At 50.5% G+C, this 26,431-nt stretch carries 26 protein-coding genes and 1 pseudogene; 12 read left to right on the forward strand and 15 right to left on the reverse strand.

What is annotated here, in order from left to right; translation table 11 throughout:
• Positions 1-131: 131 nt before the first annotated feature.
• The 4 genes from D6C13_RS12555 to D6C13_RS12570 form a co-directional block, all read right to left on the reverse strand.
• A complete protein-coding gene (locus D6C13_RS12555) occupies positions 132-2,807 on the reverse strand; it encodes a DUF927 domain-containing protein (RefSeq protein WP_120133080.1) in 2,676 nt (891 codons plus the stop codon).
• Positions 2,808-2,897: 90 nt separating this feature from the next.
• The gene (locus D6C13_RS12560; protein ID WP_120133081.1) at positions 2,898-3,884 is read right to left on the reverse strand and encodes a phage integrase; all 987 of its coding nucleotides are present in this window, start codon (positions 3,882-3,884) and stop codon (positions 2,898-2,900) included.
• 39 nt (positions 3,885-3,923) lie between these two features.
• On the reverse strand, positions 3,924-4,178 hold the full coding sequence (locus D6C13_RS12565) for a derepression protein (RefSeq protein WP_120133082.1): 255 nt from the start codon (positions 4,176-4,178) through the stop codon (positions 3,924-3,926).
• Positions 4,171-4,350, reverse strand: coding sequence for a host cell division inhibitor Icd-like protein (locus tag D6C13_RS12570; RefSeq protein WP_120133083.1), 180 nt, complete (start codon positions 4,348-4,350; stop codon positions 4,171-4,173). Before D6C13_RS12570 ends, D6C13_RS12565 begins: the two co-directional genes overlap by 8 nt.
• A 198-nt stretch (positions 4,351-4,548) precedes the next feature.
• On the opposite strand from D6C13_RS12570, the gene D6C13_RS12575 reads away from it, so the two are divergent.
• The gene (locus D6C13_RS12575; RefSeq protein WP_425272713.1) at positions 4,549-4,680 is read left to right on the forward strand and encodes a hypothetical protein; all 132 of its coding nucleotides are present in this window, start codon (positions 4,549-4,551) and stop codon (positions 4,678-4,680) included.
• Between the two features lie 44 nt (positions 4,681-4,724).
• Here D6C13_RS12575 and D6C13_RS12580 read toward each other — a convergent pair whose 3' ends face one another.
• The 3 genes from D6C13_RS12580 to D6C13_RS12590 all read right to left on the reverse strand — a co-directional run bounded on the left by D6C13_RS12580 (position 4,725) and on the right by D6C13_RS12590 (position 7,208).
• Positions 4,725-4,949, reverse strand: coding sequence for a helix-turn-helix transcriptional regulator (locus D6C13_RS12580; protein ID WP_120133085.1), 225 nt, complete (start codon positions 4,947-4,949; stop codon positions 4,725-4,727).
• A gap of 322 nt (positions 4,950-5,271) precedes the next feature.
• Complete coding sequence (locus D6C13_RS12585; RefSeq protein ID WP_120133086.1) at positions 5,272-5,979, reverse strand: hypothetical protein; 708 nt, start codon at positions 5,977-5,979, stop codon at positions 5,272-5,274.
• 8 nt (positions 5,980-5,987) lie between these two features.
• Positions 5,988-7,208, reverse strand: a complete 1,221-nt coding sequence (locus D6C13_RS12590) for a tyrosine-type recombinase/integrase (RefSeq protein ID WP_120133087.1) — start codon at positions 7,206-7,208, stop codon at positions 5,988-5,990.
• A 418-nt stretch (positions 7,209-7,626) separates the two neighbouring features.
• Between D6C13_RS12590 and D6C13_RS12595 the strand changes: the two genes are divergently transcribed.
• The 6 genes and pseudogenes from D6C13_RS12595 (at position 7,627) to D6C13_RS25915 (ending at position 16,501) form a co-directional block, all read left to right on the forward strand.
• Positions 7,627-10,146: a type VI secretion system Vgr family protein gene (locus D6C13_RS12595; RefSeq protein ID WP_120133088.1), complete on the forward strand. Its 2,520-nt coding sequence runs from the start codon at positions 7,627-7,629 to the stop codon at positions 10,144-10,146.
• Positions 10,146-11,429, forward strand: coding sequence for a VRR-NUC domain-containing protein (locus D6C13_RS12600; RefSeq protein WP_120133089.1), 1,284 nt, complete (start codon positions 10,146-10,148; stop codon positions 11,427-11,429). The genes D6C13_RS12595 and D6C13_RS12600 overlap by 1 nt, the downstream gene beginning before the upstream one ends.
• Before the next feature lie 12 nt (positions 11,430-11,441).
• The gene (locus D6C13_RS12605; RefSeq protein WP_120133090.1) at positions 11,442-12,656 is read left to right on the forward strand and encodes a DUF3396 domain-containing protein; all 1,215 of its coding nucleotides are present in this window, start codon (positions 11,442-11,444) and stop codon (positions 12,654-12,656) included.
• Between the two features lie 963 nt (positions 12,657-13,619).
• Entirely contained in the window at positions 13,620-14,498 is an 879-nt protein-coding gene (locus D6C13_RS12610) for an integrase domain-containing protein (protein WP_120133169.1), read from the forward strand.
• Positions 14,498-15,388: pseudogene (locus D6C13_RS25910) on the forward strand (primase-helicase zinc-binding domain-containing protein); the annotation flags it as partial. The gene D6C13_RS12610 and the pseudogene D6C13_RS25910, both read left to right, overlap by 1 nt.
• A gap of 63 nt (positions 15,389-15,451) precedes the next feature.
• The gene (locus D6C13_RS25915; RefSeq protein WP_244212686.1) at positions 15,452-16,501 is read left to right on the forward strand and encodes a helicase RepA family protein; all 1,050 of its coding nucleotides are present in this window, start codon (positions 15,452-15,454) and stop codon (positions 16,499-16,501) included.
• Between the two features lie 197 nt (positions 16,502-16,698).
• Here the strand turns inward: D6C13_RS25915 and D6C13_RS12620 are convergent, their stop codons facing one another.
• Positions 16,699-17,031 carry a helix-turn-helix domain-containing protein gene (locus D6C13_RS12620; RefSeq protein WP_120133092.1) on the reverse strand — a complete coding sequence of 111 codons (333 nt, stop codon included), beginning with the start codon at positions 17,029-17,031 and terminating at the stop codon, positions 16,699-16,701.
• Between the two features lie 97 nt (positions 17,032-17,128).
• Here D6C13_RS12620 and D6C13_RS12625 point away from each other — a divergent pair, with 97 nt between their 5' ends.
• Positions 17,129-17,389 carry a helix-turn-helix domain-containing protein gene (locus D6C13_RS12625; RefSeq protein ID WP_120133093.1) on the forward strand — a complete coding sequence of 87 codons (261 nt, stop codon included), beginning with the start codon at positions 17,129-17,131 and terminating at the stop codon, positions 17,387-17,389.
• Between the two features lie 10 nt (positions 17,390-17,399).
• On the opposite strand, the gene D6C13_RS12630 is transcribed toward D6C13_RS12625, so the two are convergent.
• From D6C13_RS12630 to D6C13_RS12645, 4 genes are all read right to left on the reverse strand, one after another.
• Positions 17,400-17,717 carry a helix-turn-helix domain-containing protein gene (locus D6C13_RS12630; RefSeq protein ID WP_120133094.1) on the reverse strand — a complete coding sequence of 106 codons (318 nt, stop codon included), beginning with the start codon at positions 17,715-17,717 and terminating at the stop codon, positions 17,400-17,402.
• A gap of 90 nt (positions 17,718-17,807) precedes the next feature.
• A complete protein-coding gene (locus D6C13_RS12635) occupies positions 17,808-18,371 on the reverse strand; it encodes a hypothetical protein (protein ID WP_120133095.1) in 564 nt (187 codons plus the stop codon).
• Between the two features lie 166 nt (positions 18,372-18,537).
• Positions 18,538-19,758 (reverse strand): tyrosine-type recombinase/integrase, encoded by a 1,221-nt coding sequence (locus tag D6C13_RS12640; RefSeq protein ID WP_120133096.1) that lies wholly within the window; start codon positions 19,756-19,758, stop codon positions 18,538-18,540.
• Positions 19,759-19,994: 236 nt separating this feature from the next.
• Positions 19,995-20,858, reverse strand: a complete 864-nt coding sequence (locus tag D6C13_RS12645; protein WP_120133097.1) for a YicC/YloC family endoribonuclease — start codon at positions 20,856-20,858, stop codon at positions 19,995-19,997.
• Positions 20,859-20,984: 126 nt separating this feature from the next.
• Between D6C13_RS12645 and rph the strand changes: the two genes are divergently transcribed.
• Both rph and pyrE read left to right on the forward strand, forming a co-directional pair.
• The gene (gene rph, locus D6C13_RS12650) at positions 20,985-21,701 is read left to right on the forward strand and encodes a ribonuclease PH (protein ID WP_013577632.1); all 717 of its coding nucleotides are present in this window, start codon (positions 20,985-20,987) and stop codon (positions 21,699-21,701) included.
• Positions 21,702-21,784: 83 nt separating this feature from the next.
• Entirely contained in the window at positions 21,785-22,426 is a 642-nt protein-coding gene (gene pyrE, locus D6C13_RS12655) for an orotate phosphoribosyltransferase (protein ID WP_120133098.1), read from the forward strand.
• Positions 22,427-22,634: 208 nt separating this feature from the next.
• On the opposite strand, the gene slmA is transcribed toward pyrE, so the two are convergent.
• The 3 genes from slmA to coaBC all read right to left on the reverse strand — a co-directional run bounded on the left by slmA (position 22,635) and on the right by coaBC (position 25,056).
• The gene (gene slmA, locus D6C13_RS12660; RefSeq protein WP_120133099.1) at positions 22,635-23,231 is read right to left on the reverse strand and encodes a nucleoid occlusion factor SlmA; all 597 of its coding nucleotides are present in this window, start codon (positions 23,229-23,231) and stop codon (positions 22,635-22,637) included.
• Positions 23,232-23,402: 171 nt separating this feature from the next.
• The gene (gene dut / locus D6C13_RS12665; RefSeq protein WP_147408181.1) at positions 23,403-23,861 is read right to left on the reverse strand and encodes a dUTP diphosphatase; all 459 of its coding nucleotides are present in this window, start codon (positions 23,859-23,861) and stop codon (positions 23,403-23,405) included.
• Positions 23,839-25,056, reverse strand: coding sequence for a bifunctional phosphopantothenoylcysteine decarboxylase/phosphopantothenate--cysteine ligase CoaBC (gene coaBC, locus D6C13_RS12670; RefSeq protein WP_167458025.1), 1,218 nt, complete (start codon positions 25,054-25,056; stop codon positions 23,839-23,841). The genes dut and coaBC overlap by 23 nt, the downstream gene beginning before the upstream one ends.
• 184 nt (positions 25,057-25,240) lie before the next feature.
• Here coaBC and radC point away from each other — a divergent pair, with 184 nt between their 5' ends.
• Positions 25,241-25,921: a RadC family protein gene (radC, locus tag D6C13_RS12675; protein WP_120133101.1), complete on the forward strand. Its 681-nt coding sequence runs from the start codon at positions 25,241-25,243 to the stop codon at positions 25,919-25,921.
• A 265-nt stretch (positions 25,922-26,186) separates the two neighbouring features.
• Positions 26,187-26,423, forward strand: coding sequence for a 50S ribosomal protein L28 (gene rpmB / locus D6C13_RS12680; RefSeq protein WP_004953342.1), 237 nt, complete (start codon positions 26,187-26,189; stop codon positions 26,421-26,423).
• Positions 26,424-26,431: the final 8 nt, after the last annotated feature.

The raw sequence follows: 26,431 nt of genomic DNA on the forward strand, positions 1-26,431 counted from the left end.
GTGTACGACATGTACTACACGGTGTTGCCGATGTAGTACATGAAAAACCCTTTAAATATCAGCGCTTGTACGCGGTGTACGACATGTACTACATGGATTAATAATAATATAAGATACGCGAGGCACTGACCTCAGCCGATGACCTCCTGATTGAGCACGTAAACAAACTTCGGCCCTATTTCTGGCAGGCGAATTTGCTTTTGTATCCGGTTTTCGCTGGTTTCCGTGATCCAGCCATTTTCACGGCACAGCAGGGCGGTTTTCTTCTGGTCTGATGTGCCGCAAATCTCTTTCCAGCCGCTTGGCAATACGTAAAAAGTGGTCACTGCGTCACTGGCATTATCACCCCTTACCACTCTGCGATATCCCACCATATTGGCAGGCCGGTTTTTATCATCATTCCAGTCTGCAAAACGGGTGAACTGATTGGCCGTGATGAAACGCCTTATCCGCTCCAGCGCATCCGCTTCTTCCTGATTGGCTGAGTGGCCACGGTCTTTCAGCCACGCATCAAGACAGGCCTGTGCGGCGCGAAGCGCCTCGCCTGATGGCCATCCGGTAATGCCTGTGAGCGAGGCCAGCTCGCCCGCCACGGCCAGCAGGGCAAAGCGATCTACGATGCGCCCCACTTGTTTACCCGATTCGGCAGGAAGCAGGGTTCGTTCATACTCTTTTTTCAGCGTCTTGGCGCGGTGCGTGACGTCCTGAAGGTTCGCGGTCAGGTAGCGTATCCAGTCGCGAAAAGGCGCGCCGTGGTACTGCTTGCTGGCTTGTTCAAGATGTTCCGCAAAATCCTTACCGCTGTCGAAGCCGTGCAGGTTTTCAAAGGCACCGTGTACGCCGGTATCACTGGGGATTTGCACCATGCGCACCCCCACGCCCGCGCCGGTGCGTTTTTCGCCTGCCTCTGCGGCATGCTCCATAATGGAGACTTCGCCAGTAGACATGTAGAGCATCGACCACGTCACCGGATCACGTACGCTGCCATCGACGCGACCGCGCGCCTTACCCTGACCGTTACCCAGCATGTAAGCAATCCGGCTGGCCTCTTTGCCGTCTACTTCGCTGATCTCATCGAGCATCAGGGCGGCATCATTGCGCCGCAGGGCGATACCTTCCAGCGCGTTACCGGTGGCGCGCCACGTCTTCCAGAAGTCGGGACTGCCGCACAGTGAAGCGGCAACCTTCATGGTGGTGGTTTTCCCGTCGGTAGACTCGCCTTTCAGGTGATAGCCACCGCCGCCCGCGCCGATTAAGTGGAGCAGCGGCGCCGCCAGTGCGAGGCTGACGCAAAAGGTCAGGCGTGAGTTATGAATACAGTAACGGCCTATCTGTTCGATCCATTCCGCCGTGGTGCCCGCCGTTCTGAAATCGTTCTTGGAAGAATAGGCCGACTGTAAAATCACGGACTCGGCACCGCTGCCTATGACCTCATCCTGCAAAACATACACGGAGCCGTGCCAGCCGGTTTTGTTCACGCAGGTGACCTTACGCACGGGGCGGCAGGTGGAGATATATTCCATCAGATAGCCCCGCGCTGAACCGTTCACGCTGATAAAGTGCAGGCCGTTTTCCAGCAGCACCTCCCGCAGCTCCTGACCGCTACCGGCCAATACGGTCATGGGCATTGCCCACTGATGATTAATCCCGTTTGAGTCTTCCCATTCCAGCAGGCGGCCAAACTTTCCGCCGTCGGCATCACAGCTGATGGCCGTCACCCGCAGCGGGCTGCAAATTTTGATTTGCCTGACCTGACCGCTGTCGCCGTCGTCGTTGACCGGCTTATCGAACCACAGAAAATCCTTTGTCAGGCGAAAGCCGTGAGGCAGACGGGTTTCAGTGTCGTTAGGATTCACCATTTCATCGGTAAAGGCGTCACGGGCTCGCTGGACGCCAAATTCACGCCGGAAATCATCCCAGTCCGCTTTAAACTGGCCAAAGGGGATGGTTACCCACCCGTTGACGGCCTGTGCGGCCTGAAATGCTTTCTCCCGACCGGGATTATCTTTCCCGTCGGCAAAGTCATTATCACCGGCGATCACCAGACGGGTGTCAGGCCACTTTTCCCTCACCGCCTTGGCCACGTTGAGCAGATTGTTTGCCGATACGGCGGCGATGCACCAGCCTTCACTGAGGCCTGAGACGGTGATAGCCGTGGCAAAACCTTCGGTAATAATGACCCGTTCAGGATAGTCATCCGGTACGGGCGTGACGGCCAGAAAAGCCCCCGACATTTTTGAGCCAGAGAGCAGGCATTTATCGCCCGTAGGGCTGATGAGCTGTGCGCCGGTGGTCTGGTTATCCAGCGTGACCAGCGGCAGCAGGAGAGAGCCTTCCGCAAAGGTCATTCCCGCCAGTGAAACAGGGTGAGCGGTCAGCGGATATTGATGACCGATGAGTCCCTTACCTTTGAGATAAAGGCTTTCCCCCTGAGAGGACTGAGCAGAAAGAGCCTGATATGTTTTTATCAGCTGAGCCCTTTTTTGTGCGTCAGAGGCCTTTTTCTTGGCAGGCGCGGGGGCAGTGACCACTTTACCGGCCAGCAGTTTTTCTATTTCAGCGGCCGCGGCTGACTTATTCTTTCCTGATATCAGGCAGAGTAAATCCAGACCGTCACCGTTCCCGCACTGATTACAAAACCATGTGCCGCGTCCGTCTTTATCGTCGAAGCGAAACCGGTCTTTACCACCGCATTTAGGGCAGGTTCCATGTTTGTTATTTTCAGGAACATTTATCCCTAACGCTGGCAAAATAAAAGGCCAGTTTCCGCAGGCATTTTTTAATGTGCCGGAGACGTGCATATTCATAAACATATACCTCAGATGTAAGCGACCCTGCGCTTTCGCGCATCAGTAATAGCCGTTTATTCAACGGGGCTACCGGAGCTTAATGAGTCTTTAAACCGTGATGGAATTTAACGGGTTGAATGTAATGGCATCCTGAAGATATCCGGGGGCAAAATGCGCGTAGGTCATCGTTTGCTGGATAGTGGCATGCCCTAATACGCGCTGAAGCGTAATAATATTCCCGCCGTTCATCATAAAATGAGTGGCAAACGTATGACGTAATACGTGCGCAGCCTGTCCCTTTGGCAGATCGGGCTTTACCTTTCTTAATGTCATCCGAACCGTATTGTAATTTGAAACAAAAAGTCGCCCGCTGGCTTTTGTTTTTATATTGCGCACTAATTCATCCGAAACAGGGACTGACCTGCGTTTGCCGTTTTTAGTTTTCATGAACGTGATGACATTCTTGATAATATGCTCACCTTTGAGGTTAGAGACTTCTCCCCAGCGGCCACCGGTGGCCAGACATAACTGAGCCACTTTAAGATTATCGCCCTCAAGCGTTTGCAGCAGTGCCTTAATCTCATCCGTGGTTAAATACGCCATCTCCGTTGTTCCTTCCCTGAGTTTTTTGACCTCCCTGAAAGGATGCGCATTGTGGTACTCACCGGCACTGATTAACTTGGTGAACATGCCGCTCAGAATGGCCTGATGCCGGTTAACGCTGGCGGGTTTGAGCCCCAAATCCAGCATCATAATCCGGTAATCAATGATCGCTTTATGGGTAAGCTGGTCTGCGCGTGTTACACCCATTTCTGACAAATGATTGACGATGCTGTGCAGGCGGCTCCGGTCAATCTCTCCCCGCACATGATGCTTGCCGTGATATACCCACCAGAGGCTGAGAAGTTCGGTCAGTTTTCGTCTGTCAGCGCTTTTATCTAACCACGCTTTATCCTGATAACGGGCAATAATATAGCGCTCGAAAATCTGTGCCTCGCCTTTGGTATTAAATTTGCGGCGTATACGTTTTCCGTCGCAGCCTTGTGGCCGAATATCTACAAGATATGTAGCGTCCGTGAGTTTTTTAATTGACATAATAAATACCTTTAAAGAAAGAGTAGAGGCGTTGATTTTTTAAAAATTCCCGCACATCCCTTTCTCTTTTAGTTCTGCCAATACAAAGGACAAATCTTCGTCCACATAGCTGAGAATATGAGGCAGGTAAAATGGCGTCAGCCCGTCGATTTCTCTTTTTCTTAAATCACATCCTAAAAAATAGGTCAGCTCCTGTGAGCGGTTAAGCTTGCGAAATGCTTCAAGGCTGAGTGTCTTTTCTGTTTTTTTATTATCATCAAAGGATAAGGTGGAGTCTTCTGAATGATTATGCATTCCGAACCTCCATAACTGGTACACGACCTGCGAAAAGTAAAATGTAATCACTTATTAGCTGCTGACGGGCAATTTTCTCATTGCATGCTGTGATACGCAGCATCTGCGGGCGAATTCCATGTTGCGTACGGTTGATTGCGGCAAAGATATAGGTACACTTTGTTGTAGCCATAGAGTTACTCTCTGTTTCGCTTATGGTGAGGCCTCAATTGGTACTTCGAATACCGATTGGGGCTGCTTTTTTTTTAGGGGATACCGTGTTAAGGTGGCCACCTAACGAGTTAACAGTAATTCAATAGGTGGCCACTTGTCAACAGTTACAACCAGAGATCGTAGTCCTAAAGGGAGCGGTCAATCCCCACAGTTTAAAATGCGAATTACTCCTGAGCTGAAAGAGCAATTAGAGGCCGAGGCCGGTAAAGATAACGTTAGCCTTGCAAATTGGATAAAAGATCTCGCACGGCAAGAATTAAAACGCCGAGGGATTGAGCCAAGAGGTTGAGTAATATCAATTTTTTTTGCGGCTAGCTTAGTTGGCCGCACTTATTAATTTAAATAGAAACTGTTCTGTTCATTCATCCAATCTCTAATGTCTTCTGCTCGCCATGCAGTAATTTTTGCCGATATTTTTACAGGCTTAGGAAAGGTTCCTGCAGAAACTCTCCTCCATAGTGTAGCGTGTGAAAATGGCAGACAAGGCATCAATGTTCTCTGTCTAACAAATCCAGTTTTAGGCAACAAACCGTATGTTTCACTAATGTTATTATTCATCTAACTACCTGATATGTTGTGAGATGACTATATTATTGTTTATAGATATACAGTTCCAGTAAGAATGGAATTCCATCAAATAAGTAGATTTTCCATCAAGAAAAAGTAAGTTCCATCAAAAAATATAGTTCGAGATTATGCTTAACTTGTTGATTTATGAGAATAGAGTCTCATTTTCTTGTGCAGTATGGTGCTATGCAGGGCTATTTAGGGCTAGGAAGTGGTCAGGTAAGCTTATAGACCCTTTAAAGGGTCTATAAGAAATGAAATAGATCTCTGTTCCTGTGATACTTTAAATTTCCTCTAACGGTTTCTTATGGGGTCAATCATAAATTGCGTTTAACGCAGAGGATAGCTTCGCTCTTAACGATGATGATTTCAGGCCATCATTTGAAAGATCGTTTTTTTCGATATATTCATCTATGATTTCTTTAATATGTTCTACACATACAATGTTGTCCTTCTTTATCCATTTAGATGGATTTTTTTTGTTTTTCTCTAGTGCTAATAAACTAACTGTTATGCCTAATAGTTTATTGATGTTAATAATCTCTTCGTCTTTCTTGTAAAGTCCGCGATTATCAGATATGAGTGTCTTCCCTAGCTCTTCTGCTTCCCCACCGACGAAAGCAAGGAGGGGGCGTGTTTTATTGTTCATTGCAATATTACTTACTGCAACTCTACACCTTTCTAAAATAGATGGTGGCGTGAATTCATCATCCGTACAATTAAACCCTGTGGCACAAATTATGTCAGTAATAATTCTTTCATCAGAGTTGACAGGATGATTGGTTGTTCTAAATTGCCCGTACCGTGTTGTTCTCGGGATGCTATTCGACTTAAATATTTCTTCTAATGTTCTAGTCATTCGCATGTGAATATGTGTAATTATTTCAAGTTTTTCTTTAATAATATATTTTTTAGCCATCGTGGGGGATATGCCAACAAGGCATTTAGCTAGTTCATCGATTGTGATTGACGGGAGAGTAGTTAACCTCTCAAATTCGTTCATTCTTTGGAAGCTTTTCATTTAATTCCTCAATCCTTTGATTCTAAATCTGTTAATCTTTCTGCCCATAAATTTAAGGCTTTTTTGCGTTCATCAAAATATTGATGCCTATTGTAAATCCCTTCTACTCCTCTGATTCTATGATTTAAACACCGTTCTGCAACGATAGGGTCAACGCCTAAAGATGCGAGGTGAGTACGTGCGGTTCGTCTGAAATCATGTACTGTGAAATTATTGACGTCGGGCATCTCAGCTTTTACTTTTGCTAAGGCAACCGGCAGGGTGCTTTCAACGATATGTGGGATCATGCGGTTTTGCATTTTGCGTGCAGGTAGAACCCATTCACTGTTCAATGACATATTTTTAAGCTGAAGGAGCCACTCGATGCCCACCGGCGGTAGAGGGATATCTATAGGATCGCCATTTTTGGTACCTGTTAGATGCCAAACGGCAGTTTCAAAATCAATGTCTTCCCATCTGGCTGCACATAGCTCCATTTTTCGACAGCAGAGCAACAAGAGCAGCTTCATTGTTAATTCATTTTGAATGCTAAAGCCCTTAGCTCGCTTCATTGCGGTAAATAGCTGCTTAAGCTCCTCTGTATCTAAATAACGTTCTCTGGTTTTCTCCTGCCCTCCTGCATCAGATAAATCAAAGGCAGCAGTGGGATTTACTTCAAGTGCATGGCGTTTAATACCGTAATTAAATATTCGTCTTGTCCAACGCAGTACATCATTGGCTACAGTCGGCGCGCCTCTGGCGAGGATACTCTGCAACATATCGTCAATATGACGGGGTTTAACTTCATCGGCCTTAAGATGGCCAATGTTCGGATTGATGTCTTTATCAATCCGGCGGCGGAGGATTTCAGGATGCTTCCAGCGCCCCAGTATTTGCCGTTCAAAATATTCGGTTGCCAGATTGGAGACCCGCAACGCATTTCTATCAGATTCCATTTTTGCCAGAGCATCTGCTTTACGTTCTTGCTTCTCTCCAGCGACGTCATATCCCAAAGAAACGCGGGCGGATAGCAATTTAACCGTTTCGCGAGCCTTAGCAAGCGATAGCTCTGCATATGATCCGATCCACATAGCCCTCGCTTTCCCCGCGAAGCGGTAACGAAAACGCCATTTTGGTACAGCAAAGCTTTCTCTATGGCAGAGATATAACCCACCACCATCAGAGCGTCCTTCAAAGCGTTCTCCAGCTTTTAGCCATGCTTTGATCTGTAAATCTGTTAATTTTCCCATTTGAGCTCGCTAATACCCACTATGTACCAAATTCAACTGTACCAAAGAGCTGATTGGTACATGTTTTGGTACACGGTTTTAGTGAAATTTCATAGGATGATATGTGATGTGATGAGATAAAGAAAGCCCGTAAATTACGGGCTTTAAAGGGGTTTTGTTATGCATCGAGACGCAGTGAAACTTTACTCGATATTCTGAATCTGTTTATTGAATATAAATAAAAGGTATTAAAAATTAGTTTATTAGTATGATTTTGTCTGTGGTTGCGGCAGTTTACTACCCGATGTACTACCCCTTTGGGTTAATAAGAATGTAAAAAAACTATATTAATATTGTTCAATATGAGGACAATACTCGGATGAAATGAAAAGTCTTTTCCTGTCGGATATGACCGGATAATCACATTCAGGATGATACTATGCTGACGGATGTAACAGCAGTAACAGGTAACGTCTATACGCTCGACATTAATGACAGTCCAGTTATCCCCGATGTGCTGCGTTTTCGGGGTACTGAAGCATTAAGCAAACCTTTTAGCTGGCGAATTGAATTCACTACCCCACAGAGCAATATTCGCCCTGAACAGGTGTTGATGAAATATGCCAGTTTCACGATGCGTAACGGCAAAGTGGTTCACGGTATTCTCACCCGTCTGGAATGGCTCTCCACCAATGCCGATGAATCCCACTACAGTGTCATCCTCGAATCCCGTCTGGCTCTTCTTTCCTATACTCGCCGCTGTGCCATTTATCAGGGCCTCTCCGTACCGGACGTGGTGGAGCTGGTGCTGCGTGCTCATGGTATGGAGGGTGCTGACTTCGAGTTTACGCTGTCGCGGCAGTATCCGGTTCGCGAGTTGATTACCCAGTGGCGAGAGACTGACCTGGAATTTATTCAGCGCATTTTGTCTGAGGTGGGTATCTGGTTTCGGCAGGAGATGAATGACGTCACGGGGCTGGATGTCACCGTGTTTGGCGACAGCCAGCTTCACTATATCTTCAAGGGGGCGTTGCCCTATCACGAGCCGTCTGGCCTGTATGACGGTGCAGAGCTGTGCTGCTGGGGGGTGCGCACCTGGCATAGTACAGTAACGGGAAAAGTATCGACCCGCGATTACAACTATCGCACCGCTTCTGAACCCATGGACACCGTCGTTTCCGTGCGTTCTCCTGCCGCCACTACCGGCGAGCATTACTGTTACGCCAAACCATACCGCGAGGCCGGAGACGATACGACCTCTGAGCCGGAAACCGAAAGCGGTGCCTTCTATGCCCGTCTGCACCATGAGCGAGAGCTAAATAAATCTGCCCGTGTGCATCTGTTCAGCAATGCCTTCTGGTTAACGCCAGGGATGGTGATTGACCCCAAGGGCGTTAACTTGCAGGACTTGAGCGACGGTGTGATTATCACTTTCGCCTCATTTATTGGCTCCCGCGATTCCCGGCTGCACGTCTCGGTCTGGGGGATGCCGTACCGTGAGGCGTACAGTTTCCGCCCACCTGAAATATTGCGCCCGGAAATCCACGGTACGCTCCCGGCCAGAATCGAGAGCCGGGAGAAGCACGATACCTACGCGTACCTCGATGAAACAGGCCGCTATCGGGTGAAGCTGGATTTTGACCGCGAAGGGACAGAGCCAGGCTACGGCTATCTGTGGCTGCGCATGGCGAAACCGTACAGCGGCGAGCAGTTCGGCTGGCACACCCCACTGATTGATGGCACGGAAGTGGCGATAGCCTACAGCAATGGCGATATTGACCTGCCGTATATCGCCTATGCACTGCATGACTCCAAACACCCGGACCACGTAAATCGCGATAATCACACACGTAATATTCTCAGAACGCCTGCCAATTCCAAACTCCGCATGGAAGACAAGCGCAGCGAGGAGCATATCAAGCTCGCCACGGAATACGGAAAAACCCAGCTCAACAGCGGCCATCTGGTGGACGCGCAGGGCAAACCACGCGGTACCGGTACCGAACTGCGCACTGATGAGTGGGGCACCATCCGTGCCGGAAAAGGGCTGTTTATCAGCGTTGACGAACAGTCCAAAGCGCAGGGTGAAGTGCTGGATATGGCTGCGGCGCTGAAGGAAATCGACCAGCTGCAACAACAGCTCCGGCAACTGGAAATGGCCGCCGAACAGGCGCAGGCGCTAAAAGCGGATATCGACAGTCAGATAGCGATGTTTGAGCAACGGCTAAAACCGCTGAATGAAGTCCTGCACTTCTCAGCCCCGCAGGGCATGGCCTTCACCAGCGGTGAACATCTGCAAATGACCGCAACGAAGAACGCCGCCATCAATGCCGGAGGCGATATCAGCATGGGCGTGATGGGCAATATGACCGCGCTGACGGGTGACAAACTCGGCCTGTTTGCCAGAACCGGACAACTGAGCCTGAAATCCGGCGAAGGCCCAATAGAGATGCAGGCGCAGAACGGCAATCTGCGGCTGTTTGCGGAGAAAAAACTGACTATCACCTCCCCCGAAGATATCTCGTTTACCGGCAAGAAACGCATCGTGCTGATTGGTGGCGGCACCTACCTGAAGCTTGAACAAGGAAAAGTCGAATATGGCACACTGGGCCAGTATCTCCGTCGTGTAAAACGCACTGCAACCGCTGCCCCGCAGTCTATGCCGATGAACATGCCCCGCATGGGCACACCGTATATTTACTCGGCTATTTATCAACTTCAGGACCCACACGGCAACATCCTGGCTAACACGCCTTATCGCCTTATCACCCCATCAGGCCAGACGGCAACGGGTTACAGCGATAATCAAGGCCATTCCGTACCGGTTTATACCCGTCAGCAGGAGGATGTGGCGCTGCATATCCTGCAAAAAACACCGCAACCAGAAGAGACTATGTGGTTTATTGGCGAAACCGATACCCACCAACTGGAAACCGAACTCAGGGAGGTAAAATCATAATGGAAATGCCCGATTTACCGACAGGCACACCTGATATCTCCACCGGGGCGAACAACCAGCCGTGGGACTGTACCACGACAGGTGTGGAGATGGTTGAGAAGCAGTCGCGCCTACCCACCACGGAAAGCCGCCAGTATCTGCATATCAAGGTGGAATACGCCATGCGTTTCCCTCGCCTGTCTGCCGAAATTCGGCGTGAAGGCCGCTCGTATCAGATGAGTCTCAAGCAGTTGATGATGAGTGGGTTGATCCGTGCTGATGAAATTGCCCGCGATTATTATTGGTATTACAAGGCGGAGGTGGCGTTTGATATGCGAACTACACCACCGCGCCCATTTCTCAGCAGTTCATTGCTGAAAAATGGTGCAGGCCGCCGTCATACGCTTAATCCCTTCCCGGTGCCCGGCAAGGGCATTTACCGCCGCCCTGACGTGATTATTGTCAAGAACAAGCAGGATCGCTGGCCGGGACTGGCGGGGCCGGATACCGAAGGCAATATGCATGGCGACAATCTGGCCCGCCTGGTGGAAGTGAAATTTCCAGAAGACTCCTTCAAAGGGGGACAATATGGTGACTATATGCGTATTGTCGGCAGAAACCGAGCCAGGATGACCATTCTGGAGATCCACGACTGCCGCCCGGAAGAGCAGCAGTGGGTGGATCAGGTGGTGAATGTGACGATGAAAGCGTGGAAAACCAGTGAGGCGAAGTACTGGCCACTTGTCCTCTACCCACCCATTTTTATGCCTCGTCCACCTTCCACGCCTGTTGCCGCCAAGGTCGAGCCTTGGACGCATATGGGTAAAGCCGTGGCCGATCTCAGTGAAGGTGCTGTGCGTGGCGTTGCTGAAGGCTGGAATGCGTTATCGAAAGAGACGCAGATGGTCCTGAACTCAGCTGCGGGCTGGCTTAACGACAGCGGCGAATGGGTTTACCAGAAGGGTGATCAGGCCTGGGCATGGGCCAGTAAAACCGGTAAGTATGTGAAGTCCTGGACTAATGAACAGATTAAGGCTGCGTGGGCGGAAATACAAAAAGCCACGGATATGACGCTTGATATGCTGAAACAGGTGGACTGGGTGCAGGTGCTGACCAATATTGCCAAAACGGTGGGCGTTATTCTGGTTGCCGTGGGTATTGGCGCACTTGTCGTGATGTTGGGTATCCCGGAAGCCATTATTGGGGCATTTTTACTGATTGTTCGTTTGGCGATAAGCGCCTGGGGAACCCTTGCAACCATTCTCGGTGCAGGGACAGGTACGGCGGCGCTGGTAGCCGGTTAAACAGGAGCAGATATGGAATTGCAGGATTTTGAGCTGAACTACATCGAGAAATGGTTACCGGAAGCCTCTGTTAAGTACAAAGATGGCAGTCCGGCGGTTAATCTCGGTCTGATTATCACGGTGTTTTTTAAGGACGGACATACGCCGGAAGTCCGCCGCAAGATGGTGGAGTGCGTGGATCGCTTCTATACAGAATTTAAGCCACACCTGAAGAAACAAATTACAGATAATTGGGTTGGTATTACGGAAAATAACTATAAAAAGTATCGACAAGAGATTTTGGACTCTGGGCCTGAAGAGGTCATTGATTGGTATTTAACCAGTGCGGCAGAGAAATTTATTGCTCCAGATTATGAAATCGCATTAATAGGACAGCGAGTTTTCCATAACGAAAACGATAGATCAGTAGTCAAGCTGACTTTTCCATTCTCTTTGCTGAAAGAACCTGCTGGTAAAGTTCGTTTTCAGAACTGGTTGTTATGGCTGAGCGATACCTTTCCTGTGGAAAGTGGATATGCAGGACTTTCCTTTGCATTACCGCAGGAGTTTTATCGTTTATTTCCTTACGAGTTTGCACTAGCCCAGCGTTTTTCCGGTGTGATGGTGGATTCTCTCGGAACACTTGAAGGTGGGGAAGCCGTTGAAGGCCTGAAAGGTGCCTGCTGGTACACCATTCTGGGTACGCCGTGGCTGGAAAAGCTGGGGGGTGCAGAAAAGTTAAAACATCGTTTAGCGAAAACGCCCGAAATCAGCCCGTTTCCCTATAATAACGGGGTGATCCTTAAAGCCGGGGAACTGCCGCCTGCACTGGGCGAGATGCAAACCGAGGGCTTGCCGCCTTTGTTGGTCAAGGTGAACCAGATTATTCGCCCTGTGCGCTACGATGGCCATAATGGCCTGCATTTTTACTCTGAATACGAAAACCTTCAGTTTGACGAAGAATCCTCAATGAAATGGTTTGCCCGCTTCGACGAAGCCAGCGCCCTGCTGGATAAAGAGGACATCGGGAAATCCTACGAACCGGTACGCATCACCCGCTGGACCGACGAAACAGCGCCCTATGCCGGGCAATGGGCCTCTATTGTTAATGGCACAACTGAATACATCCAGACCCGCGAAGGGCAGAAGATGCCAGCCTTTGAGGATAAGTACGGTAAGCAACACCGCGCCTGCTGGAAGCTGCTGAAGCGGGATGACAAAGGCAGTGTGTATACTCTTCCTGAATAACAATATGGTGATGTTTTCCCTCTCTCCTGACGTTGGCATTGAGCGGACATTTCAGGAGTCTTGGAAAAACAAGGTTGGAGTGAAATTGGTAACCCGGGAGTAGGCAGGGCAAATAAAGGGGGATTGAAAACAAATTCGGCTGAAATTTACAAAATTCTTTATCACGCTGCATGTAGATTCCGACGCTCCTGAATGGATTTCTATGGAATGGAAATCCGTTCAGGAGCCAACAAGCGAAGCGCGTTAGCCGCTTGATATACGGATTTTAGCGCAGTAAATTATCGTTGTTACACCGCTGCTGTAAGCAGCACTCCCATGTTGCCACGACCTTCCAGGCAACGCATAGGTATAACCTGTGTGGTCAACACCTAACCCGCTGACGCTACTGGCAGTGCGGGTGACCGCTTCTGCGGTGGTAGCTCTCTTATCTCACTGCGCCAGCAGACTGCATTTCTGTTTATGTTCTTCGCGCACTTGCGGCTTTCGTCAGCCCGAAATCGTGCGTCCCGCTCTCTCTTAACGTTACGTCATCCTTGCTGCATGTCTGCTTTTCCCAACCATTTGGTACTGGCGCAATTGCCTCGTCATGGTCTTTTACTGCCACAACGTAACTGTACATGAGGCAGCAACGTCACTTCGTCCGCGACGCGGCTCGAAGTGACGTTGCCCCAGCCACCGCGCCAGCCCTTGTGGTGCCTTGTTTTCCTGCGCGACCTGTCATCTGACGCTCTGTTTTCTGCGTCAACGCTTATCAACCTATTCAACTAATGAGGACTGAACTAATACCTGAGGCAGGCTTTTAGCCTGGGGAACTTCCTGCTGACGCAGGCGGTTGCATTGAGTGCATTACCGGTTCCCGTAATACCTAAACTCCAGAAACTTCGGCGCACAGGTATTGTTCAGCCCAGCACAGGATAGTCCTGTGCTGTGGGCAACCGCGCGCCGGAGACTGAGGTTAACGCTATGTCACAGTTAAGCCGTGAGATGCAGAAATTGGCCCGACAGGCCGCAGGAAGTTACAAGACCATTCATGATCGGCTGAAAATGGCCGAGAGAATCAGCCGTCATTTGCTGTCGCTAAATATTCAGGTGCGTTCCGTGCAGCACCTGAAAGGCAAACATATTGAGAGTTACATCACTGACCGCCTTATACAGGGAATATCTCTGCGCACTTTGCACAATGAGATGGCGGCCGTGCGAGTTATTTTGCGCGAGGCCGGGCGGGAAAAGTTGGCCGAGTCCAGCAGGATAAGTAACAAAGCGTTGGGATTGAGTGGTGCCAGTCGGGCTGGTACGCGTGTTGCCATTACCTCTGAACATTATCAGGCCGTCCTGAGTACCCTGCGGCAGAAAGATGCCGGGCTGGCCGTCACGCTACAACTGGCCCGACTGATGGGTTTGCGCTCACAGGAAGCGGTGCAATGTTCACAATCGTTATCCTGTTGGGCCGCCGCATTGGCGAGAGGAGATGAACGCCTGCCTGTTATTTACGGCACTAAGGGCGGGCGTCCACGTCAGACTATAGTGTTGAACCGGGAGGCCGTAACCGAGATTGTCCACGAAGCGTTAGCGATTGCTGCTACGTGCAATGGTCGCCTGATTGACAAACCAGACCTTAAAACCGCTATGAATCGCTGGCATTCCCAAACCACATTGGCTGGGCTGAAAGGGCAATACTCACCGCATAGTCTGCGTTATGCGTGGGCGCAGGATGCACTTCGTCATTACCAGCAACGTGGATTCAGCCCTAAAGATGCCTGCGCGCTGGTTTCTATGGATTTAGGTCATGGTGATGGTCGAGGTCGTTACATTCGGCAGGTGTATAGCAAGGGGGTGGCGTAATGACGGGCACGTTTGTTACCGATATATCCCTCAGGGCGCGCTATCACTGGTCGGCTATTCTTTCGGCACTGGATGTTCGTTTACCAGCTCACCATCGCCATGGTCCTTGTCCTATTTGTGGTGGAAAAGATCGCTTTCGTTTCGATGACCTTGAAGGTCGGGGCACTTGGTTCTGCAATAAGTGTGGAGCCGGTGATGGTCTGGATTTGGTGGCGAAAGTGCATAGGCATTCCCTGACGGAGGCTGCAAAGCTGGTCGCATCGGTGGGAGATAGGCAGGCCACATCGCCAGCCAGAGAAAAGGTGCAATCATCACTGCCAGATATCAGGGCGAAGGTTGCAGCATTGCTGTCTCGCTGTGTCATCGGTCAGTCACCTTATTTGCGGGATAAAGGCTATTCTCGAAGCGAAAACATACTGACTGAGGGGGAACCCATCCATATTGCCGATGCCACCTTTGGGCCAGGTTCATCGGTGTTAACGATTCAGGATAGCGAAGGCAATATGACCGGAGCACAGCTTATCAGCCCCACAGGTGATAAGCGTTTTCTGCCCGGTTCGCGGCTGAAGGGTAGTTTTATTGTTTTGCCTGCCAGTGAAGGTAATACCGACATCGTAATTACCGAAGGTTACGCCACCGCGCTGGCGGTTCAGTCTCTGACTGGGGCTGAGACATACGCAGCTTTATCGGCAAGTAACCTGCTGCAGGTTGCCCATGCTTTACGCGCAAAACATCCTCATACCCGCCTTATCCTGGCTGGCGATAACGACAATGGTTCTGGTGAAAACACCGGTCAGAAACGGGCTGAGTATGCCGCTCAACAGGTGAACGGGATTGCCGTGTTACCACCCGGCGATGTTGCTGTTGACTGGGATGATTATCTACGCCACAACGGCCATGATGTCGCCTGCCGAACTTTTCACTGTCAGCTTTCTTCCCCGGAGCAATCCGTTATGACTCCCGTTAATCCTGAACACGGTTTTGCTACCGCGCTACCGCTACGCCGGGGCTCTGAGGGCTACGATACCCGGCAGGATTATCTGATCAAGGGATACCTTGCAGGTCATTCGCTGTGTAGCATTTACGGGCCCAGCGGGTCGTATAAATCGTTTCTGGCCGTGTCCTGGGCCTGTCATATTGCGACCGGCAAGCCGTGGGCCAACCGGCTGGTTAATCAGGGGGCGGTGATTTACGTGGTGGGTGAAGGTGGTATCGGTGTACCGCGTCGGATCCGGGCGTGGGAGTTGACGCTGAATGGCTGCAACCCAGTCGATAAACTGTTCCGGATTGACTGTCCAGTATTCCCGGCCAGTCTGAAGAGCGTTCAGCAGGTAATACGGGCGGCGAATGACGTTGAGCGAGAAACCAGTATGCCGGTTCGGTTGATTATCCTCGATACGCTGGCTCGTTGCTTTGGTGGATCTGATGAAAACACGGCTAAGGATATGGGCGCATTTATTCAGGGTTGCGACACCATTAAGGCCGCTACGCAGGCATCAGTGTTGATAGTCCATCATTCCGGCAAAGATCGGGAGCGCGGTGCTCGCGGCTCCAGCGCGTTTCAGGCCGCACTGGATGCTGAGTTTAATGTCCGGCGGGAAAGCAATGGCAATGCGCTGGTATTGAGCTGTACCAAAATGAAAGATGCTGAATCACCTGTTCCAGCGGCTTACGACCTGACGCCAGCCACGGTCTATATCGATGAAGATGGTGAACCCGTTGATTCACTGGTGCTAAACGACCAGCCGAGGGAGGTTCAGGATGGAACTGATGTTTATCCGGAACTGGCCGGTATTTCGCATCTGACTGCTAATCACATCGCCCTATGGCAGTCTCTTAAGACACGAGAAATCTGTACTCGTGCTCAGTTACGTGACGACTTGCGAGCCAGAGGGTTGAATGTGGATAAAAAATTTACCCGTTGGCTACAGAAGCTGGAAAAGGACGGTTTGATTGTACAGGAGGGCGAGATGATCCACCTTGCCGGGCATCCGGGGGAATAAGTTGAGTTATGTGGTACTGGTGGGGGGATCCGGCCCTAAAAAACCGGATCCCCCCCCACTTCTCACCTGTATATGACAACGATGTGGGGTAAATAGTCGAAAGTCGCATAATGCCTGGTCTGAGCAGGGGTAAGTCTCTTTTTGGTGGGGGACAAAGTGTGGCGTTGCAGGTAGACGGAAAATGGGGGAAACATTTCTTATCGAGGCTGTTTAGTGCGGCTTTTTACCAGTGTAAGAATTTCCGTTTTTTCCTCTGGCGGCAAAGCCTGAAATGTCAGTATCAGCTCGGCCAGTTCATCATCAGCGGCATAAAAATAGGCTAATGGTACTTCCAGCACATTGGCTAATAGTTGAATGGTTTCAGTGTTAGCCTCATGAACGCCTCTTTCGTAACGATTAATACGGGGGCTGGCAACAAACTCATCAATCCCGGCATTAATGCCGAGCTGTTTTTGCGATAACCCTTTAGCCAGACGCACTTGCTTAAGCCGTTGACAGAAAATGTCATGATAATTAGGTTTAGTTTTCATAACTACGATAGTCGTAGTTTTCGCTTGAGTGAGATACTACGAATAACGTAGTATTAAGTTATACACGTTACTTTTATGACGAAACGTCAGGAATTACATGAAAAATGATTGGCATCAGGCAGATATCATCGCTGCTTTACGCAAAAAAAGCACAACAATGGCTGCACTTTCCCGCTCTGTTGGCCTGAGTTCATCGACACTGGCGAATGTACTGGTGCGTCCCTGGCCCAAAGGCGAATGGTTAATTGCCGGGGCTTTGGGCATCCATCCCGCCAGGATCTGGCCGAGTCGCTACTATAACGAGGCAGGTAAATTAATTGATCGTAAAGTAAAAATCAGAGGGGACCGGCTTAAGTAACTTACCCGCGTTATTTGTCTTCGAACGAGGCAAGCAGTGCTAATTGTTGTGCTGAGGATAGGTTGGAAAATTTCAGGATCATCTTCGCCAGATTGTCATCTTCCGCATAGAAGTACGCCAGCGGGACATTTAACGCTTCCGCTAATCGGTTTGCCGTTACGATGCTGGCTTCATGTACACCTTTTTCATACTGATTGATACGAGCACTGGCAACAAACTCACCAATTCCAGCTGTGATACCCAATCCTTTCTGGGACTGCCCCCGAAGCAATCGGGCATCCTTAAGACGTTGACTAAAAATATCGCGGTGTGGTCGATGAATACTCATAACTACGATAGTCGTAGCTATCTTGTCGTTAGTATAGCCGGAACCCGCCAAAATTTTGTGGCATCGGTAATTAGCTGAGAAACGGCTTTATCAATTCATGCATATTTTCTTCACGCTCCGTGCTTCAAACCATGCTATGGCAGTGAATCCCCACCTGAGCAACCACCAGTATTCAAAACGCCTCAGATGCTGGTTCATTGCTCTGAGCGCTTCAAGTATTTTGCCATGACAATCGTCAGACGATTGTTGCTTTCCATTAACTTTATGGATGATGCAGTTCGTACAGGCGGCAATCCGTTCACGCGCCAAAGGATCGGCAACCAGCGTTGCCCGCCCCGAAGCACAAAGAAGATCATTGAGTGTGTCATGAGTAAACTCTTCCAGCACCAGTTCGGGCTGGCCCGGTTCAATGCTCCGTGTCTGGTGTTTTTCAAATCCTTTGTCAGCACATAATGCATTCATCGCCGTGAACATCTGACAACTGTAGTCGTTGTAATGTTCTAGTGTTAGTTCATAGCGTTTCATCCGTCTGCATCCACGCTCTTTCAGATGATAGGAAAGCATACCTGACAGCGCCGTAATAAGTGTGCCGAGTATCCCCGCAGCCCACGGATTCTTAGTGATAAGTGATAATAACTCTGCTAACCATTCCACGGGTTGCTACCTCCTTAAATTAGGCCCCTACGCCGGAACCACCGAAATTTCCGGCCTGTGATTTTTTAACTATCATCCCCCCTTACCTCCTATTCTGACAATAACTGATTGAATACTTACCGGTATTTTTGGCGAGTTCCCGTTTACAACTCCGAATTAGAGAAAATTAATAATTATCAATAATCGGCTTAACGAGGTCTGCAAGTTTACAATGTGCTTCCCGCCGTTCCTCAAAGTAATCATACCGATCGTAAATGCCTTCAACACCTTTTAGCTTATGATTAAGGCACCTTTCGGCGACATAGCCCGGAACGCCTAATGCGGCCAGCAGGCTGCGGCAGGTGCGGCGCAAGTCGTGTACTGTGAACGGCTCAAGTTCACCCATGCGGTTGGGCGGCTGAGTTTTTCTTCCCGGTTCACGGCCGAAAAGTTTGGCGATCGCCCGGTTTAGGGTATCGCTTCCCATATGTGGCGAACCGCTGACCCGGCGGTTTGGGAACACATACTCTGAACCACAGGCGCGTATTTTCAATTCCCGCAGCCATTCCAGCGCCAGAGAGGGCAGGGGAATGACGATAGCGACGCCCGATTTGCTCCTCGCCGCAGGCAATTCCCACGTTGCGTCTTCAAGGGAAAATTCATTCCATTGGGCTTCGGTCAGTTCGATTTTGCGTACGCCAAGCACGATCAGTAATGCGCAAGCCAGATAGTTATCGCGAGTGAAGCTGTCGCTCTGGCTGCGGAATATCTGAAAAACCTGCGCCAACTCTTCCAGATTCAACGCCCGGTCGCGGCTTTTTTCAATGCCTCCTGCATCGTCCACCTTGAACGCCGCCGCCGGGTTATGAACAAGAAGCCCAAGTTTAATGCTGTGATTAAATAATTGTTTCAGGTACATCAGTGCATCGTTGGCGGTGCTGGGCCTGTCGCTAGCGGCGATTTGCTGGATGATGGCGCGTATGTCCAGCGGCGTGACCTTGCCTAACGTCAGCTCGCCAATGTATGGCGCGATCTCTCTGGCGAAGATCCTCTGTGGGATATGCGGGTGTTTAAGGCGCCGCACCAAATCCTGATTCCAGTCGTTAAATAGGTCATCGACGGTGTGAATTCTGGCGGGCCGATTATATTTACGTTCGACGATGGGATCGTCGCCTTTCCTGACCTTCCTGCGGGCGTCTTCGGCCTGAGAGCGGGCTTCCGCCAGCGACAGGTCGGACAGTTTGCCTAGCGTGAGCGAACGGCGTTTGGCGTTCAGGGTATAGCGCAGCATCCAATAAGGTGCGCCGCGCTGCGGCACCATCATGTACAACCCCTGACTGTCGCTGTATCGTCCGGGGCGGTCTGCTTTCAGGATGGACTGTATGGTTTTAACGGTCAGATTTCCCATGCCCTGCCTCTCTAAAGTATCCCGCCGAGGCTCGTGAATCGTGGCCAGTGCGAAAAAGTGGGTAGTACATAGGTTATAAAACGAACATTTTGGTTTGTAAAGCGAAGGTGCTACCCAATTTACTACCCATTTAGTAGTGGATTTCGGTGGATTTTGGTAGGGCAGAGTAGATGTTGATATCAACAAAAACGCCCTAAAAACAGGGCGTTGTGGTAGTTAGTGGCACAGGATGGACATTATTCAATATTTTGGATCTGCTCGCGCATTTGCTCGATCAACACCTTCAGCTCGATGGCGGAAGTTGTGACATCGGCATTGATGGATTTAGACGCCAGTGTGTTCGACTCGCGGTTAAATTCCTGCATCATGAAATCAAGACGTCGGCCCACGGCTTCTTCTTTCTTCATGATTTTGTGCGTTTCTTTGACGTGCGCTTCCAGGCGGTCCAGCTCTTCTGCAACATCAACACGTTGTGCCATCAGAACCAGTTCCTGCTCCAGACGGGTATTTTCCAGCTGTACCTGCGCATCTTCCAGCTTGCTGACCAGACGCTCGCGCTGCCATTGCAGAATGTTTGGCATCTGGGCGCGGACTTTGAGGACTTCAGCGCTGACACCATCGAGGCGTTGTTCGATCATCGTTTTCAGTGCGGCACCTTCGCTTTCGCGGGCGCTGATGAAATCATCCAGGGCAGTTTCCAGCGCCTGCAGCAATTCGGTGCTGATAGCATCCAGGTCCTGTTCTTCGGCCAGCATCACGCCCGGCCAGCGCAGAACTTCCAGCGGGTTGATTTCGCCTTCATCACTTTGCATTTTCACCCATTGCGCTGCTTCAACCAGCTGCTTGGCCAGTTTTTCGTTGAGCTGCAATGTGCTTTGTGCGCCCGGATCGAGATCAAAACGCAAATTACATTCGACTTTACCGCGGGTCAGACGGGCGCGAATGCGCTCGCGGACAACCGGCTCCAGGCTGCGGAATTGCTCGGGCAGACGGATGTAAGTTTCGAGATAACGTTGGTTTACCGAGCGGAGTTCCCACGCTGCGCTGCCCCAGTCACCCTTAATTTCGCGTCGGGCATAAGCGGTCATACTTCTGATCATGTATGCGTACCTGTTAATGTAAAGATGCAGCGATTATAGCCGTGCCGTGCCGGTCATGATAGGCATTACCTCGCGAAGTCCGTATAATGCGCAGCCAAACATGATTCGCGACCCGGAGAACTATCCATGCGTCCAGCAGGCCGAAATGCACAACAAGTGCGCCCCGTAACACTGACCCGCCATTACACTAAACACGCTGAAGGTTCCGTGCTGGTGGAGTTTGGTGATACCAAAGTGCTGTGTACCGCCACGGTGGAGGAAGGTGTTCCGCGTTTTCTGAAAGGTCAGGGACAAGGTTGGATCACCGCGGAGTACGGCATGTTGCCGCGTTCTACCCATACGCGTAATGCACGCGAAGCCGCAAAAGGTAAGCAAGGTGGCCGCACGCTGGAAATTCAGCGTCTGATTGCCCGTTCCCTGCGTGCTGCGGTGGATCTGAAAAAACTCGGTGAGTTCACCATTACCCTCGACTGCGATGTGTTGCAGGCTGACGGTGGCACGCGTACAGCGTCCATTTCCGGTGCTTGTGTCGCTCTCGCCGATGCGCTGAATGCGCTGGTGGCTGCGGGCAAACTGAAAGCTAACCCGATGAAAGGCATGGTTGCCGCGGTTTCTGTCGGTATCGTTAAAGGCGAAGCGCTGTGCGACCTTGAGTATGTTGAAGACTCCGCAGCGGAAACGGATATGAACGTCGTGATGATGGAAGATGGCCGCATGATTGAGGTGCAGGGCACCGCAGAAGGCGAGCCGTTCAGTCATGAGGAGTTGCTCGGTTTACTGGCTCTCGCCCGAGGGGGCATCGACACTATCTTCCAGGCGCAGAAAGCGGCGCTGGCGGAATAATTTTTTAAGGCGACTGAGAAGTCGCCTTTTTTATGGCCTGCGGGCTGACAATGAGCAATAAGACATTATCGAGGAGATCATCAATGAAAGCCTATCAGCGCCAGTTTATTGAGTTCGCACTGAACAAACAGGTTTTGAAATTCGGCGAATTTACTCTGAAGTCCGGGCGCATCAGTCCTTACTTCTTCAATGCCGGTTTGTTTAATACTGGCCGTGATCTGGCGTTACTGGGACGTTTTTATGCCGAAGCGTTGATGGATTCCAAAATTGATTTCGATTTAGTATTTGGTCCGGCTTATAAAGGTATTCCGATCGCGACGACCACTGCGGTTGCGCTGGCGGAGCACCATGATCGCGATGTGCCATACTGCTTTAACCGCAAAGAGGCCAAAGACCACGGCGAAGGTGGCTTACTGGTCGGTAGTCCGTTGCAGGGGCGCGTCATGCTGGTGGATGATGTGATAACCGCCGGTACCGCCATCCGTGAATCGATGGAAATCATCAACGCTAATAAAGCCACACTGGCAGGCGTGCTAATTTCTCTGGATCGTCAGGAACGCGGACGTGCAGACATCTCTGCAATTCAGGAAGTTGAACGCGACTATCATTGCAAAGTGATTTCTATTATTACGCTGGCCGACCTGATTGAGTATCTGGAAGAAAAAGCGGAAATGGCTGACCATCTGGCTGCTGTGCGGACTTACCGGCAGGAGTATGGCGTTTAATATCGGATAAAACTTCAACAGGCCGGAATGTCATGACACAAAGCGGTTCGCCGGCGCGCGTTATGGTGCATTCAGGGTCGGGGAAGACGGTGCTGCGCTACTGACTGCGATGTTGGATGAAAATGAAAAAATGATTCAGCCGTAGCGGGAAAACAAAAGGGCCTTTCGGCCCTTTTTGATATCTGACGTTTGACCCCGCTTCGCGCGTTTACTGCAACTGAGCAGAGATAAGCGGCCAGCGGGTATCGAAGTCCTGAGTCGGTTTGTACTTAAATTCAGAGCGTACAAAGCGCGACAGCATTCCTTCGCAAAACGCCAGTAACTGGCTGGCGAGCAGGGTTTCATCACTGATAAACCCGCTGCCTTCACGCATTTTCTTTTCCCGCAAAACCTGACGCAGTTGAGCTTCAATCCGCTCAAATAGCTGGCTGATGCGACCTTGCAGGCGATCTTGTTCAAACATCAGCGCATGACCGGTCATGATGCGGGTCAGCCCCGGATTGCGTTCGGCAAAACCCAAAATCAGCAGCAAAATCAGACGTATTCTGTTTAGCGTATCTTTTTCATCCTGCAGGATGAGATTGATACGGGTGATCAGACTGTCTTCGATAAACTCGATTAAGCTGTCAAACATCCGCGTTTTACTGGGGAAATGACGGTAAAGAGCTGCTTCTGAAACACCTACGCTGGCGGCGAGTTTTGCAGTCGTGATCCGCTGACTGCCATCGCTGGACTGAAGCATTTGCGCTAACGCCTGCAAAATCTCTTCGCGCCTGTTCCTTTTTGTCGTTTCTTTCTCTGCCATGTCTGAATAGACCCTTGCTAAAAAACGGCTAAAACCATGGAGAAACCGCACAACTGCCGCATGAATCACTGTGATCCTGCGGCTTATTTCGTTCCCTTCTCGTTGTTACGGTCTGATAGTGATAAGGATCTGTTCAATATCGCATCAAAATCTGCGGTGCTGAACAGGTTCTTATTGGCGACCTGAGTGGCCAAAACCACCTTCGCCGCGTTCACTGGCGTCAAAATCTTCCACCAGATTGAATTCTGCCTGAACTACAGGGACAAATACCATCTGAGCAATGCGTTCACCGGGTTCAATAATAAATGTGGTCTGACCGCGGTTCCACACAGACACCATCAGCTGGCCCTGATAATCAGAGTCGATAAGACCGACCAGATTGCCCAGCACGACGCCGTGTTTATGGCCCAGACCTGAGCGCGGCAAAATCACCGCCGCCAGATTAGCATCACCAATATGGATAGCCAGACCGGTTGGCAGCAGCGTAGTTTCACCCGGTTTCAGTTCTACTGACGTGTCCAGACAGGCGCGTAAATCCAGACCTGCGGACCCTGGTGTCGCGTAAGCCGGTAAAGGGAAAGTCGAACCGATGCGCGGGTCGAGAATTTTAATGTCGATTTTTTTCATCATAACGGCTGACAATCTCTTCTAATAAACGTTGACCGAGCAAGGACTTATCGCTGAGCGGTAAGATTTTATCCCCGTCTTGCCAAAAAAGATGCAGGGCATTGGAATCGCTGTTGAAACCTTGCCCGGCAAGTGAAACATCATTGGCGCAGATCAGATCCAGATTCTTACGGATCCTTTTTTGCCGCGCGTATTCTTCCACATTCTGGGTTTCAGCGGCAAATCCCACGACGTAAGGCCGGTTTTCTGTCATGGCCGCAACGCCCGCGACGATGTCGGGGTTTTTCACCATTTTTACAGTAATTTCATCGCCTTGCTTTTTGATTTTCTCATCGGCGATAGCTTCTGCGCGGTAATCCGCTACGGCAGCGCAGGAAATGAAAATATGCTGAGATGCTGCACAAAGCTGCACCGCTTGCTGCATTTCCAGCGCGCTTTCCACATCAACACGACGGACATTCAAAGGTGTCGGCTGCGTCACCGGTCCGGCGACCAGCGTAACCTGAGCACCACGTTCTGCCGCTGCTTTGGCAATCGCAAAACCCATTTTTCCTGAGCTGTGATTACTGATGAAACGGACCGGATCCAGGGGTTCACGGGTCGGGCCAGCGGTCACCATAATGTTCAGATGGGCCAGATCGTTGCGCGAAGAGAAATGTGCGTTCGCCATATCAACAATCACCAGCGGATCGAGCATGCGGCCCGGGCCGACATCGCCACAAGCCTGACTACCACTGTCCGGCCCCCACAACAATGTGCCCCGCGCCGCCAGGCTTTGCAGGTTTTCCTGCGTAACGGCCGCGCGATACATTTGCTGGTTCATCGCCGGGAGTACCGCGACCGGTGCCGCTGTCGCCAGACACACCGTCGTCAGCAGATCATTTGCCATGCCGGCATTCATACGGGCCAGCAAATCCGCCGTGGCGGGGGCGATAATCACTAAATCTGCCCATTTGCCTAACTCGATATGGCCCATTGCCGCTTCAGCTGCAGGGTCAAGCAGATCGTCAGAAACCGGATAGCCAGAAACAGCCTGAAGGCTCAGCGGAGTTACAAAAGATTTCGCCGCTTCTGTCATGACGACGCGGATTTCAGCGCCTCTTTCACGTAAGCGACGTACCAGTTCTGGTGCTTTATAGGCAGCGATACCGCCGCTGATACCGAGCACAATATGTTTGCCGGAAAGTCCCGTCATCATCATTGTCCGATTGGTTGAAAGCTGGAAGAAGCGACATTTTAGCATAACGCGCAATGATGACAGCTATTGGCGATGCTCCTTTACCGGAGCAATAAAAATTTTGCGTAATGCCTCGCAAGCTGATCAGGTGGAAATCACGACGGCTGTGCGTTGTGACACAATCTGGGTCAATTAGGGAGTCAGGATGACGAAACGACAAGAGCTCTGGCCGGGCATGATGCCACCACGGGAGAAATTATTGCAGCAGGGGGCGAAAGAGCTTTCAGATCAGGAATTGCTGGCGATCTACCTGCGCACAGGGTGCCGGGGGATGCATGTGATGGAACTGGCAAAGAACCTGCTGGAGGAGTTCGGTTCTTTGCATCAGTTACTGACGGCAGATTTTGACGCGATGGCTCGCATGAAAGGCATGGGCGTCGCCAAATTTTCCCAGCTGGTCGCCGTGTCTGAGTTATCACGCCGTGCCTATTTACGTCACCTTAGCGCCGAAAATGCGATGCTCAGCCCTGAGGTTATCAGAGAATATTTACAGAATTTGCTCGTTTTTCGGGAAAGAGAGGTCTTTTTGGTACTTTTTCTCGACAACCAGCATCGCGTTATTCGCCATGAGGAGATGTTTGCTGGTACTATTGGGCACGTAGAAGTGTATCCCCGCGAAATTGTTCGTGGTGCGATGAAGGTTAATGCGGCAGCTTTAATTCTGGCGCATAATCACCCATCCGGTCGGGCTGAGCCCAGCCTGATGGACAGAAAAGTGACTGAACAGATTATTCGAGCGTGCCAGCTGCTTGAGATCCGTGTCCTCGATCATTTAGTTGTAGGTCACGGAGAAACGGTGTCTTTTGCCGAGCGCGGTTGGATTTAGGCTCGTTTTTTGAAGATCCTTAGGGATCTTTAGCTGTTCGGGACTTGAGCACTTACGCTACAGAGCGTATACTACGCCACCTTTGAGAATCTTGGGTTTGGCGTTAAGAGCCTATCTCAGCAGGTTTCTGACCTGATGAATTGGTTTTTACCCGACGACAGTGAGTCGGTTCTCAGTGGAGTTTGCTGAGATGGGCTCTAAAAGCCTGACGAGGCGGCCATACCCTATACGAAGCTCGAGCTGATTTGATTTTTGGAGAATAGACATGTCCCGAGTCTGCCAAGTTACTGGCAAGCGCCCGGTGAGCGGTAACAACCGTTCCCACGCAATGAACGCGACCAAACGCCGTTTTCTGCCGAACCTGCACTCCCACCGTTTTTGGGTTGAGGCTGAGAAGCGCTTTGTAACTCTGCGTGTATCTGCTAAAGGTATGCGTGTTATCGATAAGAAGGGTATTGAGACGGTCTTGGCCGATCTGCGTACCCGCGGTGAGAAGTATTAAGGAACTGC

The organism is Rahnella woolbedingensis, assembly GCF_003602095.1.
Lineage (GTDB): Bacteria > Pseudomonadota > Gammaproteobacteria > Enterobacterales > Enterobacteriaceae > Rahnella > Rahnella woolbedingensis.

Coding starts and splice junctions, on each gene's coding strand:
- D6C13_RS12610 (WP_120133169.1), top strand. CDS start 13,620: ATGTCACAGTTAAGCCGTGAGATGCAGAAATTGGCCCGACAGGCCGCA.
- D6C13_RS25915 (WP_244212686.1), top strand. CDS start 15,452: ATGACTCCCGTTAATCCTGAACACGGTTTTGCTACCGCGCTACCGCTA.
- D6C13_RS12605 (WP_120133090.1), top strand. CDS start 11,442: ATGGAATTGCAGGATTTTGAGCTGAACTACATCGAGAAATGGTTACCG.
- rpmB (WP_004953342.1), top strand. CDS start 26,187: ATGTCCCGAGTCTGCCAAGTTACTGGCAAGCGCCCGGTGAGCGGTAAC.
- D6C13_RS12590 (WP_120133087.1), bottom strand. CDS start 7,208: ATGGGAAAATTAACAGATTTACAGATCAAAGCATGGCTAAAAGCTGGA.
- D6C13_RS12565 (WP_120133082.1), bottom strand. CDS start 4,178: ATGCATAATCATTCAGAAGACTCCACCTTATCCTTTGATGATAATAAA.
- rph (WP_013577632.1), top strand. CDS start 20,985: ATGCGTCCAGCAGGCCGAAATGCACAACAAGTGCGCCCCGTAACACTG.
- dut (WP_147408181.1), bottom strand. CDS start 23,861: ATGATGAAAAAAATCGACATTAAAATTCTCGACCCGCGCATCGGTTCG.
- pyrE (WP_120133098.1), top strand. CDS start 21,785: ATGAAAGCCTATCAGCGCCAGTTTATTGAGTTCGCACTGAACAAACAG.
- D6C13_RS12570 (WP_120133083.1), bottom strand. CDS start 4,350: ATGGCTACAACAAAGTGTACCTATATCTTTGCCGCAATCAACCGTACG.
- coaBC (WP_167458025.1), bottom strand. CDS start 25,056: ATGATGACGGGACTTTCCGGCAAACATATTGTGCTCGGTATCAGCGGC.
- D6C13_RS12585 (WP_120133086.1), bottom strand. CDS start 5,979: ATGAAAAGCTTCCAAAGAATGAACGAATTTGAGAGGTTAACTACTCTC.
- D6C13_RS12595 (WP_120133088.1), top strand. CDS start 7,627: ATGCTGACGGATGTAACAGCAGTAACAGGTAACGTCTATACGCTCGAC.
- D6C13_RS12555 (WP_120133080.1), bottom strand. CDS start 2,807: ATGAATATGCACGTCTCCGGCACATTAAAAAATGCCTGCGGAAACTGG.
- D6C13_RS12640 (WP_120133096.1), bottom strand. CDS start 19,758: ATGGGAAATCTGACCGTTAAAACCATACAGTCCATCCTGAAAGCAGAC.
- radC (WP_120133101.1), top strand. CDS start 25,241: ATGACGAAACGACAAGAGCTCTGGCCGGGCATGATGCCACCACGGGAG.
- slmA (WP_120133099.1), bottom strand. CDS start 23,231: ATGGCAGAGAAAGAAACGACAAAAAGGAACAGGCGCGAAGAGATTTTG.
- D6C13_RS12620 (WP_120133092.1), bottom strand. CDS start 17,031: ATGAAAACTAAACCTAATTATCATGACATTTTCTGTCAACGGCTTAAG.
- D6C13_RS12600 (WP_120133089.1), top strand. CDS start 10,146: ATGGAAATGCCCGATTTACCGACAGGCACACCTGATATCTCCACCGGG.
- D6C13_RS12630 (WP_120133094.1), bottom strand. CDS start 17,717: ATGAGTATTCATCGACCACACCGCGATATTTTTAGTCAACGTCTTAAG.
- D6C13_RS12580 (WP_120133085.1), bottom strand. CDS start 4,949: ATGAATAATAACATTAGTGAAACATACGGTTTGTTGCCTAAAACTGGA.
- D6C13_RS12575 (WP_425272713.1), top strand. CDS start 4,549: ATGCGAATTACTCCTGAGCTGAAAGAGCAATTAGAGGCCGAGGCCGGT.
- D6C13_RS12560 (WP_120133081.1), bottom strand. CDS start 3,884: ATGTCAATTAAAAAACTCACGGACGCTACATATCTTGTAGATATTCGG.
- D6C13_RS12645 (WP_120133097.1), bottom strand. CDS start 20,858: ATGATCAGAAGTATGACCGCTTATGCCCGACGCGAAATTAAGGGTGAC.
- D6C13_RS12625 (WP_120133093.1), top strand. CDS start 17,129: ATGAAAAATGATTGGCATCAGGCAGATATCATCGCTGCTTTACGCAAA.